The organism is Paenibacillus sp. 01T431 (assembly GCF_056398625.1).
The window spans coordinates 314,902-328,338 of record NZ_JBFTPT010000001.1; the positions used below are offsets into that span (position 1 = coordinate 314,902).

A 13,437-nucleotide genomic window follows, 5' to 3' on the forward strand; every position below is an offset into this window, starting at 1 on the left:
CATTCCACTTGTTATGAGTGGGGGGGACGTTTTTTTTAGTAAGATTTGTTGTTTTCATACAAAGAAGGCGACACTTCATTTGAAACCTATGTTAAATTAGAGGGAGTAGATACCGTTTGCATTTCTAGACATAAATAGAAAGAGTGAAACTTGGATGGCTGATGATCGACTGGATGATAAGCTTAGCAAAATGATTGATGTAGCAAGGCTGTATTATGAACTGGATTATAATCAGGAAGAAATCGCTCAGAAGCTGGGGGTATCGCGCCCTACGATATCAAGATTTTTACAGCAGGCGAAGGATGAGGGGTATGTTCAAATAAAAATCGTACACCCGAACGAAAACAATTTTGTTCTGGCGAATCGATTGGAAGCGAAGTTTGGGCTGAAAAAAGCGGTTATCGTTTCTGTGCCTCAGTATGAGGACAGCATCGTAAAAAAGTATATTGGCGAAGCGGCAGCGAACTATTTATACGATACGGTAAAAGATGGCGATATCATTGCGACAACGTGGGGAACGACGCTCTTTCAAATGGCTTCTCAGCTTAAGGATAAGCCGGTTCGCGACGTAAAGGTCGTGCAGCTCAACGGCGGGGTTAGCCATTCGGAAACCAATACATACGCTTATGAAATTGTTCATTTATTCGGCAAGGCTTTCCATACGATACCTTACTTTATTCCGCTGCCGGCGCTTGTTGACCATGAGGTTGTGAAGCGGACGATTGAATCGGATCGCCATATCCGCAATATTTTGGAGCTAGGGAAGCTTTCTAATATTGCCGTTGTAACCGTAGGAGCACCTACGGATGATTCTGTATTAATTAGAGCCAATTATTTCACAGATTCAGATCTGGAAATTATTCGCGAGAAAGCAGCTGGCGATATATGCTCACGCTATATCGATATTACAGGCAATATTTGTTCAACACTCATGAACCAGCGCACGATTGGAATCAGTCTCGATGAACTGAAACGCAAGGACCAGTCGATACTTGTGGCAGGCGGAGCGAAGAAGGTAGATGGCATTTATGGCGCGCTGCGCGGCGGCTACACGAATGTACTCATTACCGATCAGTTTACAGCGAGGTATTTATTAGAACGGGATGTGTAGACATCCCATAGAACAAACGAGGGGATCTTAGCTGCAAAGCGGCAAATAAGATCCCCTCGTTTTTCTTCCTATATCTCTTATTGAAGTGCAAATCGCTCAGCGGAGTCAACCGTATGCTTCAGAAGCGTGGCGATCGTAACAGGACCTACGCCTGCAGGCACAGGGGTGATCGCACTTGCTTTTGCTAGGCATGCCTCGTAGTCAACGTCCCCAATATTCCCTTTGTTGTACCCTGCATCAAGTACTACAGCGCCATCGCGAATCCATTCGCCTTGAATAAAGCTTGGTTTGCCGACTGCAGCAACGACGATATCGGCAAGACGCAATAGCTCCGCTAAATTTTCTGTTTTGGAATGACAGGTTGTTACGGTTGCATTGCGGTTCAGCAGCATCTGAGAAACGGGTTTGCCTAGAATCGGGCTTCGTCCAACGACGACGGCATGTTTGCCTTCGACCTTGATTTCATAGTAATCAAGAATAGCCATAATAGCAGCAGGGGTACATGACGGATACTGGGCATAACCAAATGCATTTTGAGCAAAACCTAACGCGGTTACACCATCAACATCCTTATGGATACTAATCGCTTCAAAGGCAGCACGCTCATCAATTTGATGCGGTACAGGGTGCTGCAAGAGGATGCCGTGAATAAGCGGGTCTTCATTAAGCTGCAAAATAACGTCAATTAAATCATCCGTTGAAATGTTTTTGTTCAAATGAATACGTTTGGAATCAATGCCAAGCCGCTTGCATGCATTGCCCTTCATTCGAACGTAGGTTTCAGACGCAGGGTCATCGCCCACCAGTATCGTCGCTAAGCATGGAATGATTCCCCGCTTGCTAAGAATCTCAACTCTTTCTTTCAGCTGCTCTTTAATCGCATCGGCCACAATGGCTCCATCCAAAATCAGTTTCTCGGTCATCTTCTACCTCAGCCCCTTATAAATAAATGTTAAAAAAACATAAAAAGGCAAGGGGTATGTCCCCTTACCTTTGCCCAGGCGTACGGCTAATGATCTGTGCGCTTCCTCATGGTTGCCCATGTTCCGCCAGTTACGCACAGCTTTTAAATGGTATTTTGATTTTAACAGGTGGAAAGTTCAAAAGCGAGTCATTAACATTATTTTATGATTATTTAGGTGTAGAAACGAGAGGATGGATGCTATAATTACTTTATCAAGAGGGAGCGGGTCGCGCTGCCCTCTTTATTGCAGTTTGCGCAAAATGATGGGAGATTGAGGTGGTAAGTTGTTAAAGCTCACTAGATTTTTGAGGAAATATTGGCTGAGCGCTGTGCTGGCACCGCTGTTTATGCTGCTAGAGGTGGTCATGGATTTGCTGCAGCCGCGATTCATGGCGAGCATTGTGAATGAGGGCATTATAGCAGGTGATCTCACAGCAATCGCGAGCACCGCGCCCAAAATGCTGATCGCCGCATTGATCGGACTAATCGCAGGTGTCGGCTGCACGGTGTTCTCGACGATAGCATCGCAAAACTTTGGGGCTGATCTGAGGCAGGAGCTGTTTCAAAAAATACAGTCGCTGTCGCTTCGATCGCTTGACCGTTTTGGTTCAGGCTCCATCGTGACGAGACTGACGGGTGATGTCACACAAATTCAGAACTTAGTATTGCTGCTGCTCCGCGTATTTGCACGCAGTTCATTCATTATTATCGGCAGTCTGATCATGGCTTTTGTCATCAGCCCGCGCCTGTCTATTATTTTGCTCGCAATGATACCCTTATTAGCTCTCTTCCTCATCATTACAACTCGGATTACCGTCCCTTTGTTTTCAATGATGCAGCATCGGCTTGATCAAGTGAATACCGTGATGCAAGAAAACTTGTCTGGTATCCGCGTTGTGAAAGCATTTGTAAGGTCCGATTACGAGGAAGAACGTTTTAATGAAACGAACTCAAATCTACTGCATGCCAGTCTAAAAGCAGCTAAGATCGTTGCGCTTAATACGCCGCTTGTGTCGATCATTCTTAATTTTAGTATTGTAGCTGCATTATGGTATGGCGGAATGCTCTCTGAGCACGGGGCGCTGTCGGTGGGCAGTCTCGCCGCCTTTTTAACTTATATTACACAGCTTCTCTTTTCTACTCTAGGACTTGGAAATCAATTGATTGCAATCTCTCGGGCCAAGGCTTCTGCTGACCGCATTAACGAGATATTGGAGGTTCCGGCAGATAAATGGACAGCTGAACGAAAAGCTAACGAGCAGTCCAAAAAAATTCAAGCTGGCAGAATAACTTTTGACCATGTGAGCTTCTGCTACGAAGGCTCGGAGAAAAACATACTTCACGACATAGATCTGGATATAGAGCCGGGCGAGACGATTGGGATCGTAGGGGTGAACGGCTCAGGAAAATCAACGCTGGTCAGCCTCATTCCAAGGTTTTATGAAGCGACAGAGGGGATGCTTCGCATTGATTCCCATCCGATTAACGAGATCGCTTCTGCGGAGCTGCATAGCCATATCGGAATGGTGCTTCAGCAGGCGCATCTGTTCAGTGGAACCATTCGTGACAATATCAGCTATGGCAAACCGGATGCGAGTCAGGATGAAATAGAGGCAGCAGCCAAGGCGGCTGAGGCTCATGCCTTCATTATGAAGCTGGAGAATGGCTACGACACGCTGCTTGGCCAGCGCGGGGTCAATCTGTCTGGCGGTCAAAAGCAGCGGTTATCCATAGCTCGGACGTTGCTGCTGAAACCCAAAATTGTCATCCTTGATGATTGTACAAGCGCGGTTGATCTGAGAACGGATTTACTCATACGCAAATCGTTGCAAGAGATTATGAAGAGCAGCACTTGTCTTATTATTGGTCAGCGAATTGCATCCGTACAGCAGGCAAATCGGATTATTGTGCTTGAGGATGGTCGAATTACAGCCATTGGCACGCATCAGGAGCTTCTTGAACAAAGCAAGCTATACCAGAAAATGGCCTTTTCCCAGCAAGGAGCTTGATAGATGAATCATACGCTAACGACATTAAGAAGAATTGGAACTTATTTGCTTCATGGCCGCGCTAGACTGCTGGCGGTTATTGCACTAACGATAGTTGCCGCAGGACTTACGCTCGCTGGTCCTTATTTTTTGGGCAAAGCTTTGGATGATTATATTATTGCGAAGCGATATGATGGGCTGCTTTCTATTTGTTTGCTTATGTTTGGCCTATACGCGGCTGGCAGCTTAGTCAGCTGGCTTCAAGCCCTATATTTAGCTGATGTATCGCAGCGGACCGTATGGAGTCTTCGCAAGGAATTGTTTAATCATTTGCAAAAGCTGCCTATTCCGTTTTTTGCGAGTAAAAACCACGGTGAACTCATGAGTCGTACGACGAATGACATCGACAATGTTACGAATACGCTGAACCAAAGCTTGATTCAGATCATCTCAAGCGTCATCATGCTCATAGGTTCGTTCGCGATGATGCTTTTCTTAAATGTGTGGCTAACGCTTGTAGCACTCATTGTTATTCCGGTCATTGTTTTGGTAACGAAACGAATTGCGAAGGCAACACAGCGTCAGTTCAAAGGACAGCAGCAGGAGCTTGGCGGGCTTAACGGCTTTATCGAGGAGACGGTATCGGGACAGAAGGTCGTAGCCCTGTTTCATCAAGAGGAGCGAATGGCTGAGCAGTTCAGCGCCGCTAATGCCAAGTTGAAGAAAGTCGGAACCAAAGCCCAAATTTATTCGGGTACGATGGGCCCGTTCATGAACATGTTTGGTCATATCAGCTATTTGATCATTGCAGGTGTCGGCGGCTGGCTGGCGATTCACGGCCACGCAACAGTGGGCGTCATCATAAGCTTTCTCGGTTATTCAAAGCAATTCTCCGGCCCTTTGAATGAGGTCGCCAATCAATACAATATGATTCAGTCGGGGGTAGCAGGCGCGGAGCGGGTATTTGAGATGATGGATATTCCATCAGAATATGAAGAACCCGAGTCCGTGAAAGAGATGGAATCGATTGGCGGCAAGGTAGAGTTTCGCGATGTGCGGTTTGAATATAACGACGGAACCGCAGCGCTTAATAACATCTCCTTTATTGCTAAGCCGGGAGAGACCGTTGCGCTAGTGGGTCCAACTGGAGCGGGCAAGACTACGATCATTAATCTGATTGGGCGTTTCTATGAGATCAAGGACGGTCAAATACTGATTGATGACGAAGACATTTGCACGATAGACAAAAACAGCTTGCGTAAACAGCTTGGAATCGTGCTCCAGGATGCCCATTTGTTCTCGGGTACCATTCGTGAGAATATCCGCTATGGCAAGCTGGATGCTACCGATGAAGAGGTGGAGGAGGCGGCTGCCCAAGCGAATGCGAATAGCTTCATCACGAAGCTTCCGCTAGGCTATGAGACCGAATTGACAGCGGAAGGCGGGAACATAAGCCACGGGCAGCGCCAGCTTATCACGATTGCTCGGGCCATTCTTGGAGATCCTGCGCTGCTTATACTCGATGAAGCAACGAGCAGTGTAGATACGCTGGCTGAGCTCCAAATTCAAGAAGCGATGAAGAAGCTGCTTAGCGGCAGAACGAGCTTCGTTATTGCGCACCGACTCAGTACCATTCGAAATGCGGATACCATTCTATTTATTAAAGATGGTGAAATTGCGGAGCGCGGTACACATGATGAGCTGCTTGCGAAAAAAGGGTTGTATGATCAACTGCATGGCAGTCAATTTTTACAACAAGTATAGACGTACTGTCTCATAAAGGTCATATGAATGTGGTACAATGAGACGAGCGATACAATTAGGAGATGACTAACGATGACAGAACAACTGAACGAGCAAGAACTTTTGCAGTATATAGCAAACGAAACAAACGCGGATGAGAAGCTGATTAAGCTTGTATTAAAGCATGAGCAAGCGTTCATCGGCAGCGCGAAGGAAGATAAAAATGGCGAGGTAGATATTGACGGCGACGAGCTCGTAGATTATGTACTGAGCCGTCCTGATGTAAAGTCCAACGAGCTGGTCGTGGAATCAATCTTGGACGCAGAAATGGATTATTTGATGGACAAAGGCCTTGCAGGTTACGTAGACTAATTTGTGAGCATAAATGTAAGTCTATGAAGGACTGCTTCCAAGCGCATGTTGGCTGAAGCAGTTCTTCTTGTGTTGGAAAGTTTATGATATTTTTGTAAACACTAGCTGAAAATAGATGTTTTGCACGGTTATTGCGACGGAATAAGGACAGGATAGTACAGCATATGTTCTAAACGAGGTACATGCGTTTTTGAAAAAAATGCTTTTTTATGCTAAAGTTATAGGATGAAATCGGGAAAACGGAGGATGGGCAGTTGGCAAAAACGCATAAGGGGTTATCATCTTTAGAAATTTTTAAGCGGTTTATTTTTATCTCGATTGGTTCGATTTTAATGGGCGTCGCACTCGAATTGTTTCTCGTTCCGAATAATGTAATCGATGGCGGCATTGCCGGTATATCGATTATGTTGGCGCACCTCACATCGCTTCCACTCGGCGTGTTCTTGTTCGCAGTGAACGTACCGTTCCTAATTCTTGGATACAAACAAATTGGGAAAACGTTTGCGATCTCAACCCTTTATGGCATTATCGTCATGTCGATCACGACATCATTGCTCCATCACGTTGAAGCATTTACAGAAGAAAAGCTGCTTGCTGTTTTGTTCGGTGGTCTTATTCTCGGTGCAGGAGTTGGTCTTGCGATACGTTTCGGCGGCTCGCTGGATGGCGTAGAAATTGTATCGATCCTGATTTCGAAGAAAATGCGTATGCCAGTCGGACAAATTATCATGATATTTAACGTTATTATTTTTGTAATTGCGGGATTTGTGTTTGAATGGGATTCAGCCATGTACTCGATGTTTACATATTATATAGCGATTAAATTAATTGATATCGTTGTGGAAGGTCTCGATGAGTCGAAATCGGTAACGATTATTTCTTCTGAATATGATGAGGTATCGCAAGCGATTATTGACCGTTTAGGTCGTACAACGACATTGATCCAAGCGCGCGGCGGCTATTCGAAGGATGAAACGCAAATGATCTATTGCGTCGTATCCCGACTTGAGCTTGCGAAGCTCAAAGCCATCGTGCAATCCATCGATGAGAATGCCTTTATTGCTATCGAGCATGTATCCGACGTCATGGGCGGCGGATTCAGCAAAGGCAGCATCCACTAAGGTATAACAATAAAATCCGGCTGCGGCGTCAGAAGTCGCGCAGCCGGATTTTTTTATATTATAAGCTTGTCGAAATAGATGGATCATTCACAGGCCTAGCGAGACCCTTGTCTTTTACACATAGCAGGAACAAGAGCGCAATAACCATGCCTCCTGATGAGAAATAGAACAGCACGGAATAACCGAGCAGATCAATCAAGCCGCCCATGAGCGGCGGTGAAGCGATAGCAGCAAGTGAAGAGATTAAGTAATAGATGCCTGTCCGTGTACCGATGCTTTGCTCTTTGCCGAGCGAAACGATAAACGGATAGGAATTGATATTGATCATCGCCCAGCAGATGCCTCCGACAATAAGCAAGGTACGAAGCGGGAGCAGCGCGTCTGCGAAAGAGATTGCTGCAAAAATAACGATGAGGCCAATAACCCCTAACGTGATAATAAGCTTTTTGCCGAAGCGGTTGCCAAGCAATCCGCTTGGAATGGCGGCAGCTACAAAAGCGAGTGAGAAGAAGGCGAGCGAAAATGATGATTGGCCTTCGGTCAGTTGTAAGTGTTTTGTGCCGTACAGAGTAAAGAAGGCTTCAACCCCTTGATAGGAAAGAAACCAGAAGAAAATTGCACCAAGCAAAAAGATCGTAGGACGGTTCCATTGTTCTTTGAACGATATTTTTGTTTTCTCCTCAGCAGGCGAGTAAGAGAGCGCATCACGTTTTTCTTTTATGTTATTCAAGAGAATGACTAAACAAATGAGCGTTAAAATGGATGCAACTAGAAAAGGGAGTGAGTGATGTTTCTCATATAGAAACGAGCCTCCTGCGAAAGCGATAATGGAGCCGATGCCGCCCATGAAGTTAATAATGCCATTTGCTTTTGTACGCTTGCTGTCATGAGTGATGTCGGGCATAAGCGCGACGGTCGGGGAGCGGTACAGGCTCATCGACAGATTCATAAGCACCATAAACAATACGAGCGTGAGCAAGCTTGTGTGCCAAGGGATGAGCGCACCGAACAAGGCTGCAAGTGGCATGCCGATGAGCAAATAGGGCATTCTTCGGCCAAGGCGCGTGTTTGTGCGATCACTGCGGCTTCCAATCCATGGCTGCAAAAAAAGAGCAAAGTAATTATCGATCGTCATCATGAATCCAATCAGCGCCGTACTCGTCAAAAACTTATCGAGAAAAAAGGGGACGAATGCGTTGTAAAGCGCCCATGTAATGCTGATGCTAAAAAAACCGAACCCGAGCAGCCATGTTTTTTTCATACCGCTTATGCCCCTCTCCTTAACAGCACCTTAGCCAATCGATCAGGATAATCCGTAATGATTCCGTCTACACCTGCGTTAAGGAGTCGCTCCATCTCTTCCGCATCATTAACCGTAAACGGATGGTAGGCAATGCCATATGCAGCGGCGGAAGCTGTCCATTCTGGCGTTACAGCGTATTTGAAAGGATGCAGTGCATCAGCCTGAAGCGTCGCCGCATATTCCCAAGGACGATAAAGCCCTTCCATATACAGAACACCCGTACGAATTTCAGGGGCCAGCTGCTTGCAGAGCAAGAGCGAATAATGATTGAAGCTGGATAGGATGATGCGATCAGCCATACCGAAGGCTCGAACCATGTCAATTACCTTTTGCTCCAAACCTGGATACTGGATGATACCGTTTTTAAGCTCGATATTTAAAATGATATCCGAATGACGGAGAAGCTCAAGAAGCTGCTCTAAAAGTGGAACTCGTTCGGCTTGGAAGGCGGGGTCAAACCAGCTGCCGGCATCGAGTGACATCAGCTCCTCGTATGCTGTATCCTTTACAAGCCTGTTCAAGCCGGTTGTCCGCATTAGTGATTCATCATGAATGATAACCATTTGGTCGTCCTTCGTTAGTTGAACATCGATTTCGATGCCAGTAGCACCTAGCTCAATGGCTTTCTTGAATGCAGCGAGCGTATTTTCGGGACAATAGCCGCTTGCTCCGCGATGGGCGAAATTAATAATAGTTTTAATAACGATTCATCCTTTCTGCACAATAGAGTCTATTACTAACTATATAGAAGTAATATTATGGCTGTGTCAAACACGAAAAAAAAGTGGGCTTCGGAATGATACCAATAAGAGTTAAGCGAAGCGGTAATACAGGAGGAGGTAGGTAGCTAGTACGAAAATAAAATTAAGCGGAACAAACACCATTTGCGTGAAGGTCGTGCGATAAACGGAGAGCGGTTTCTTATAGATGCAAGCGCCTTCGATAATAAACAAAAGCAGTACGATGTGAATCATAAAATGACCAATCAGCTCTTTCATACCAAAAAGCATCGTTGCTGAGATGAAAATGAAGGTTAGCACCACAGACAACATTCGGTTTAAAATACCGATTACGAGTAAATAACCGACCAAAAACTCTATATAACCAGCCATGACGATAAATAGTGAGGTGTCAAAACCAAACGTGGGTACGTGATGTTTAATAATAATGTCCTCTGCCATTGTCGGGTAAATCCATTTCTCTACGGCGACCCAGCAAAGCGATAAGCCTGTTCCCAAATAGAGAAGGGGGAATCCCCATTCGGATAGTTTAGTTCGCTCGAGCAGCAGGGCGCCGATAATGGCCAAATAAAAACCATAATCAAGCATATGAAATATTCCTGCTTCAATGCCTGTTTCAATGAATAGAACGAGCAGCACAAGTGCACCAATTTTTGTTGCATAATGCCGCGGAATAAGCAGTAATATGATTGCAGTCCACATTAGGATCGTTTGCCAGCCGTCTGTAAGCTTAAATTCCAGTGCGAAGCGTGTTCCGGAAGCTGCTTGAATGAGAAGAGCAGCAGCTGTGCCGTACTTTAGGATGGGTAAGGAATATCGCCGGAGCTTAACGAGCTGACGATCCACTTTTGTAGACAAATTTGAGCTCGATAACTCAGGAAGGAACTTGGTTAGCACAGCGAGCAGAACGGTGATAATCATTGCCAGCTTCATAAAAAAAGGAGAAAGAATGGCGGCAAGCGGTTGTTTCTCCGCGATGATGTCTGTAAACCATTTGACATGTGCATAATAATCCATTAACTGATATTCCTCCGATTCGATGTGGTTTAGGATGAACACGAGGATGATCGTAGCATAATAGCGAAAAGAATAAAAGTGTAATATAAGGGATAAATTTACATTATTAAAAAGAGTATTTACATACCCCTAAGGGGTATGATATGATGAATTTATCAAGTAATACCCCATGGAGGTATGCGAAATGGACAATGAAGCAATAATCGATGGGAGTCATGAGCATTCCCATCCACCGGATGACTGCTGCGACCCATACGGTCCGCGTAAGAGTCATCACTCCTCACAAATGAAGGACAATTTAACAAAGCGCTTGAACCGAATTGAAGGACAAATTAGGGGCATTAAGGCGATGATAGAGAAGGATACGTATTGTGATGACGTGCTTAATCAGATTGCCGCTGCACAATCCGCTTTGAACAGTGTCGGCAAGCTGCTGCTTGAAGGACATATGCGAAGCTGCGTAATTGAACGTATTCAAGCAGGCGAAAGTGAAGTTATCGATGAATTGCTCATTACCGTTAACAAACTAATGAAATAATAGACGGAGAGGGGATTTTAATGATGGCAAACGCAGTATTGAAAGTAGAGGGCATGACATGCGGTCATTGTGTCAGTTCGGTTGAGAAGGCCGTTGCAAATGTAGGAGCGGTAGGCAAGGTAGATTTGGCAAACAAGAAAGTAACAGTCGATTTCGACGAATCGAAGGTTACGATAGAGGCAGTAAAAGCAGCGATCGAGGATCAAGGCTACGACATCGTATAAAATAAAGCAGGTAGGGGCTGAATACAGCCCCTCTTTTTTTTGGTTCTGATTTCGTTTATTATGAAAGCAATAAATATACGTTTATATTAACGAAGTGCTTTTAAATCTTTAATTTGCTCTGTGTGCCGCTGCTCATGCAAATATAGCAGTTCGATCCATTGATCTAAAGGCAAGTTACCAAACCTCGGGTGATTCACTGCTATTTCCTCTACAATAGATTTATCCTCAATCTTAACAAGAACATCCATTAAATTAATTCTTGATTCGCTTAATAATTGAATGATCTGTGATACTTGAAATGGTCCTGAATCAGGTTCTGAAATTTGGGGAGCTTGATACTTCACCGACTTATCCAACACAATTTCAATAGGCTGACGTTCGGTTTTGGATAAAATCTTTTGCTTAAGTCCGAACATAATGGCCTTTCTAAACAAGTTTTCCGTTTTCAATAAATGATGGCAAACCTGAGCTATACTCCACATTGAAGTTTCAAATGTACGATTGAATTCATCGTCATCTAGGCATGATATTTCATTTAACAATTTCTCTCTAGTTGTAAATAAATACTCATTAAAATCATCCATCTGATCCTCTCCTTAAGCGGATGGTAATATCTACTATAATCATATAACAAGGTACTATGACTTGGTACTATTTATTACAATATTCTAAGCACTGGGATAACGCATACTATCGTCCGTTAGCAGGATTGAGGCTGAGGTCGATGGGCAATAATGGATGAGATTAGATTTTAAAGCATGAGGTGAATGGTTATGAATAAATCGGCTTTGCATGCAAAAAAGTATCGGAAGCGGACAGTAACTGCGGGAATCATAATTCTTAGCTTGCTTGCGGCGGGCTGCGGAAGCCCGGCAGTCAGTGATCATTCCCAGCATGCTGTGAGCAATGTTGCTGTCACTGATGAACATCGTGGTCATACGGCTAATGCACAAGGCGATGAGATGGAACATGATACTTCGGAAAATCATAGCGGCCACAACCGCTTAGAACAAATGTCAGCGGCCGATATTAAGCTGGAATGGCGTTATTCGCCGGTGCGTCCTGATCCTGGGAAAGAAACAAATATCGAGCTGTTTCTTTATGATCATGCGGGAAAGGCGATTGAAAAATATGAAGTCAATCATGAGAAGCTCATGCACCTCATTCTCGTAAGCGAGGATTTGAAGGACTTCATGCATATTCATCCTGAGTATAAAGGGAAAGGTAAGTTCGAGGTAGCTGCATCCTTCAACAAGAGTGGAAACTATAAGCTATATGCAGATTTTATTCCGACAGGTTCTCCGCAGATGACGGTTACGTCCCATCTACAGGTGTCAGGAGCAAAACAAGCTCAGGAGCCGCTGAAGAAGGATAAAAACCTAACAAAAATCGTTGATGGTATTGCTGTCTCCTTGAAGATTTCCTCATTCAAAGCCGATCAAGAGACAGATTTGATATTCACGTTAAGCGATGAAAAAACGAAAGAACCGATTAGTGATTTACAGCCTTACTTAGGGGCTATCGGACATGTTGTTATTTTGAGCGAGGATAGGAGCCGTTACCTGCATGTCCATCCGAAGGATGACAACAGAAGTGGGCCGACCGCTGAATTCTCCACTCGTTTCCCTGAACCGGGTTTATATAAAATGTGGGGGCAATTTCAGCGTGGAGGAAAAACATTTATTGTTCCATTTATCATTGAGGCAGAGTGAAAAAAATGATCAACATTAAATATTTATATAAATGCTAATCACTCAGAAATGGGTGATTTTTTTGTGCTTAAACATGAAAAACGAGGCAATCCAGCGGGTGTTACGCAGATAGTAAATAAAAATGCGATTCAGCATTGAAAAAAGTTGAACGAAAATTTTGGTTGAATCGAATTTTAGTACTTGAAAACGAAAAAATACGTGTTAAACTAAATCATGTAACATAATTATTAATCGATTAATATAATGGTTATTTCTCATGGAGGTGAAGCTTGAGCTGAACAAGTTTACGTATGTTTTAATGCATGAATATAGGTTCGCGCTATACGGTTAATAAATTAACTAGAATATAAGCAAACTGGGCTGTTAAGTCAAGAGCTGCTTATGTTTAATTCAAACAGAAGCCTAGCAGTGAAAGTAAGCAGGAGTTGTTTAAGCTTTACAATGCTGATAACTAGAGGGAGTCATAGCAGCAAGAGAAACAAAAAAATAGAAATCGTTTTTGATGCCTGCAAAAAAATGCTTCTGATTAACAAATGTGTTAAACACTGTTTACTCATCTATGAACCATAATCAAGCAAGGCATTAATGACTATATCCTTTAAGG

At 44.1% G+C, this 13,437-nt stretch carries 13 protein-coding genes and 1 riboswitch; of the genes, 8 read left to right on the plus strand and 5 right to left on the minus strand.

What is annotated here, in order from left to right:
* The first annotated feature begins 154 nt into the window (after positions 1-154).
* The gene (locus AC1DM9_RS01390; protein WP_477510397.1) at positions 155-1,111 is read left to right on the plus strand and encodes a sugar-binding transcriptional regulator; all 957 of its coding nucleotides are present in this window, start codon (positions 155-157) and stop codon (positions 1,109-1,111) included.
* A gap of 77 nt (positions 1,112-1,188) precedes the next feature.
* Here the strand turns inward: AC1DM9_RS01390 and AC1DM9_RS01395 are convergent, their stop codons facing one another.
* Entirely contained in the window at positions 1,189-2,034 is an 846-nt protein-coding gene (locus AC1DM9_RS01395; protein WP_477527826.1) for a bifunctional 5,10-methylenetetrahydrofolate dehydrogenase/5,10-methenyltetrahydrofolate cyclohydrolase, read from the minus strand.
* Positions 2,035-2,099: 65 nt separating this feature from the next.
* A riboswitch (ZMP/ZTP riboswitch) is annotated at positions 2,100-2,178 on the minus strand.
* A 181-nt stretch (positions 2,179-2,359) separates the two neighbouring features.
* Between AC1DM9_RS01395 and AC1DM9_RS01400 the strand changes: the two genes are divergently transcribed.
* The 4 genes from AC1DM9_RS01400 to AC1DM9_RS01415 all read left to right on the plus strand — a co-directional run bounded on the left by AC1DM9_RS01400 (position 2,360) and on the right by AC1DM9_RS01415 (position 7,299).
* Positions 2,360-4,084 carry an ABC transporter ATP-binding protein gene (locus AC1DM9_RS01400; protein WP_477578133.1) on the plus strand — a complete coding sequence of 575 codons (1,725 nt, stop codon included), beginning with the start codon at positions 2,360-2,362 and terminating at the stop codon, positions 4,082-4,084.
* A gap of 3 nt (positions 4,085-4,087) precedes the next feature.
* Positions 4,088-5,827: an ABC transporter ATP-binding protein gene (locus AC1DM9_RS01405; RefSeq protein WP_477578135.1), complete on the plus strand. Its 1,740-nt coding sequence runs from the start codon at positions 4,088-4,090 to the stop codon at positions 5,825-5,827.
* 72 nt (positions 5,828-5,899) lie between these two features.
* A complete protein-coding gene (locus AC1DM9_RS01410; RefSeq protein WP_076267180.1) occupies positions 5,900-6,178 on the plus strand; it encodes a hypothetical protein in 279 nt (92 codons plus the stop codon).
* 254 nt (positions 6,179-6,432) lie between these two features.
* Positions 6,433-7,299, plus strand: coding sequence for a YitT family protein (locus AC1DM9_RS01415; RefSeq protein ID WP_339204879.1), 867 nt, complete (start codon positions 6,433-6,435; stop codon positions 7,297-7,299).
* Positions 7,300-7,357: 58 nt separating this feature from the next.
* Here AC1DM9_RS01415 and AC1DM9_RS01420 read toward each other — a convergent pair whose 3' ends face one another.
* The 3 genes from AC1DM9_RS01420 to AC1DM9_RS01430 all read right to left on the minus strand — a co-directional run bounded on the left by AC1DM9_RS01420 (position 7,358) and on the right by AC1DM9_RS01430 (position 10,359).
* The gene (locus AC1DM9_RS01420; RefSeq protein WP_477578137.1) at positions 7,358-8,560 is read right to left on the minus strand and encodes an SLC45 family MFS transporter; all 1,203 of its coding nucleotides are present in this window, start codon (positions 8,558-8,560) and stop codon (positions 7,358-7,360) included.
* 5 nt (positions 8,561-8,565) lie between these two features.
* Complete coding sequence (locus AC1DM9_RS01425; protein ID WP_477578386.1) at positions 8,566-9,303, minus strand: glycerophosphodiester phosphodiesterase; 738 nt, start codon at positions 9,301-9,303, stop codon at positions 8,566-8,568.
* A 111-nt stretch (positions 9,304-9,414) separates the two neighbouring features.
* Positions 9,415-10,359 carry a hypothetical protein gene (locus tag AC1DM9_RS01430; protein ID WP_441882689.1) on the minus strand — a complete coding sequence of 315 codons (945 nt, stop codon included), beginning with the start codon at positions 10,357-10,359 and terminating at the stop codon, positions 9,415-9,417.
* 184 nt (positions 10,360-10,543) lie between these two features.
* Between AC1DM9_RS01430 and AC1DM9_RS01435 the strand changes: the two genes are divergently transcribed.
* Positions 10,544-10,897, plus strand: coding sequence for a metal-sensitive transcriptional regulator (locus AC1DM9_RS01435; RefSeq protein WP_477578140.1), 354 nt, complete (start codon positions 10,544-10,546; stop codon positions 10,895-10,897).
* A 23-nt stretch (positions 10,898-10,920) separates the two neighbouring features.
* A complete protein-coding gene (locus AC1DM9_RS01440; protein WP_054023077.1) occupies positions 10,921-11,121 on the plus strand; it encodes a copper ion binding protein in 201 nt (66 codons plus the stop codon).
* An 86-nt stretch (positions 11,122-11,207) separates the two neighbouring features.
* Here the strand turns inward: AC1DM9_RS01440 and AC1DM9_RS01445 are convergent, their stop codons facing one another.
* Positions 11,208-11,705, minus strand: a complete 498-nt coding sequence (locus tag AC1DM9_RS01445) for a DinB family protein (protein ID WP_477578142.1) — start codon at positions 11,703-11,705, stop codon at positions 11,208-11,210.
* 189 nt (positions 11,706-11,894) lie between these two features.
* Between AC1DM9_RS01445 and AC1DM9_RS01450 the strand changes: the two genes are divergently transcribed.
* Positions 11,895-12,833, plus strand: a complete 939-nt coding sequence (locus AC1DM9_RS01450; protein WP_477578144.1) for a hypothetical protein — start codon at positions 11,895-11,897, stop codon at positions 12,831-12,833.
* Positions 12,834-13,437 lie beyond the last annotated feature (604 nt).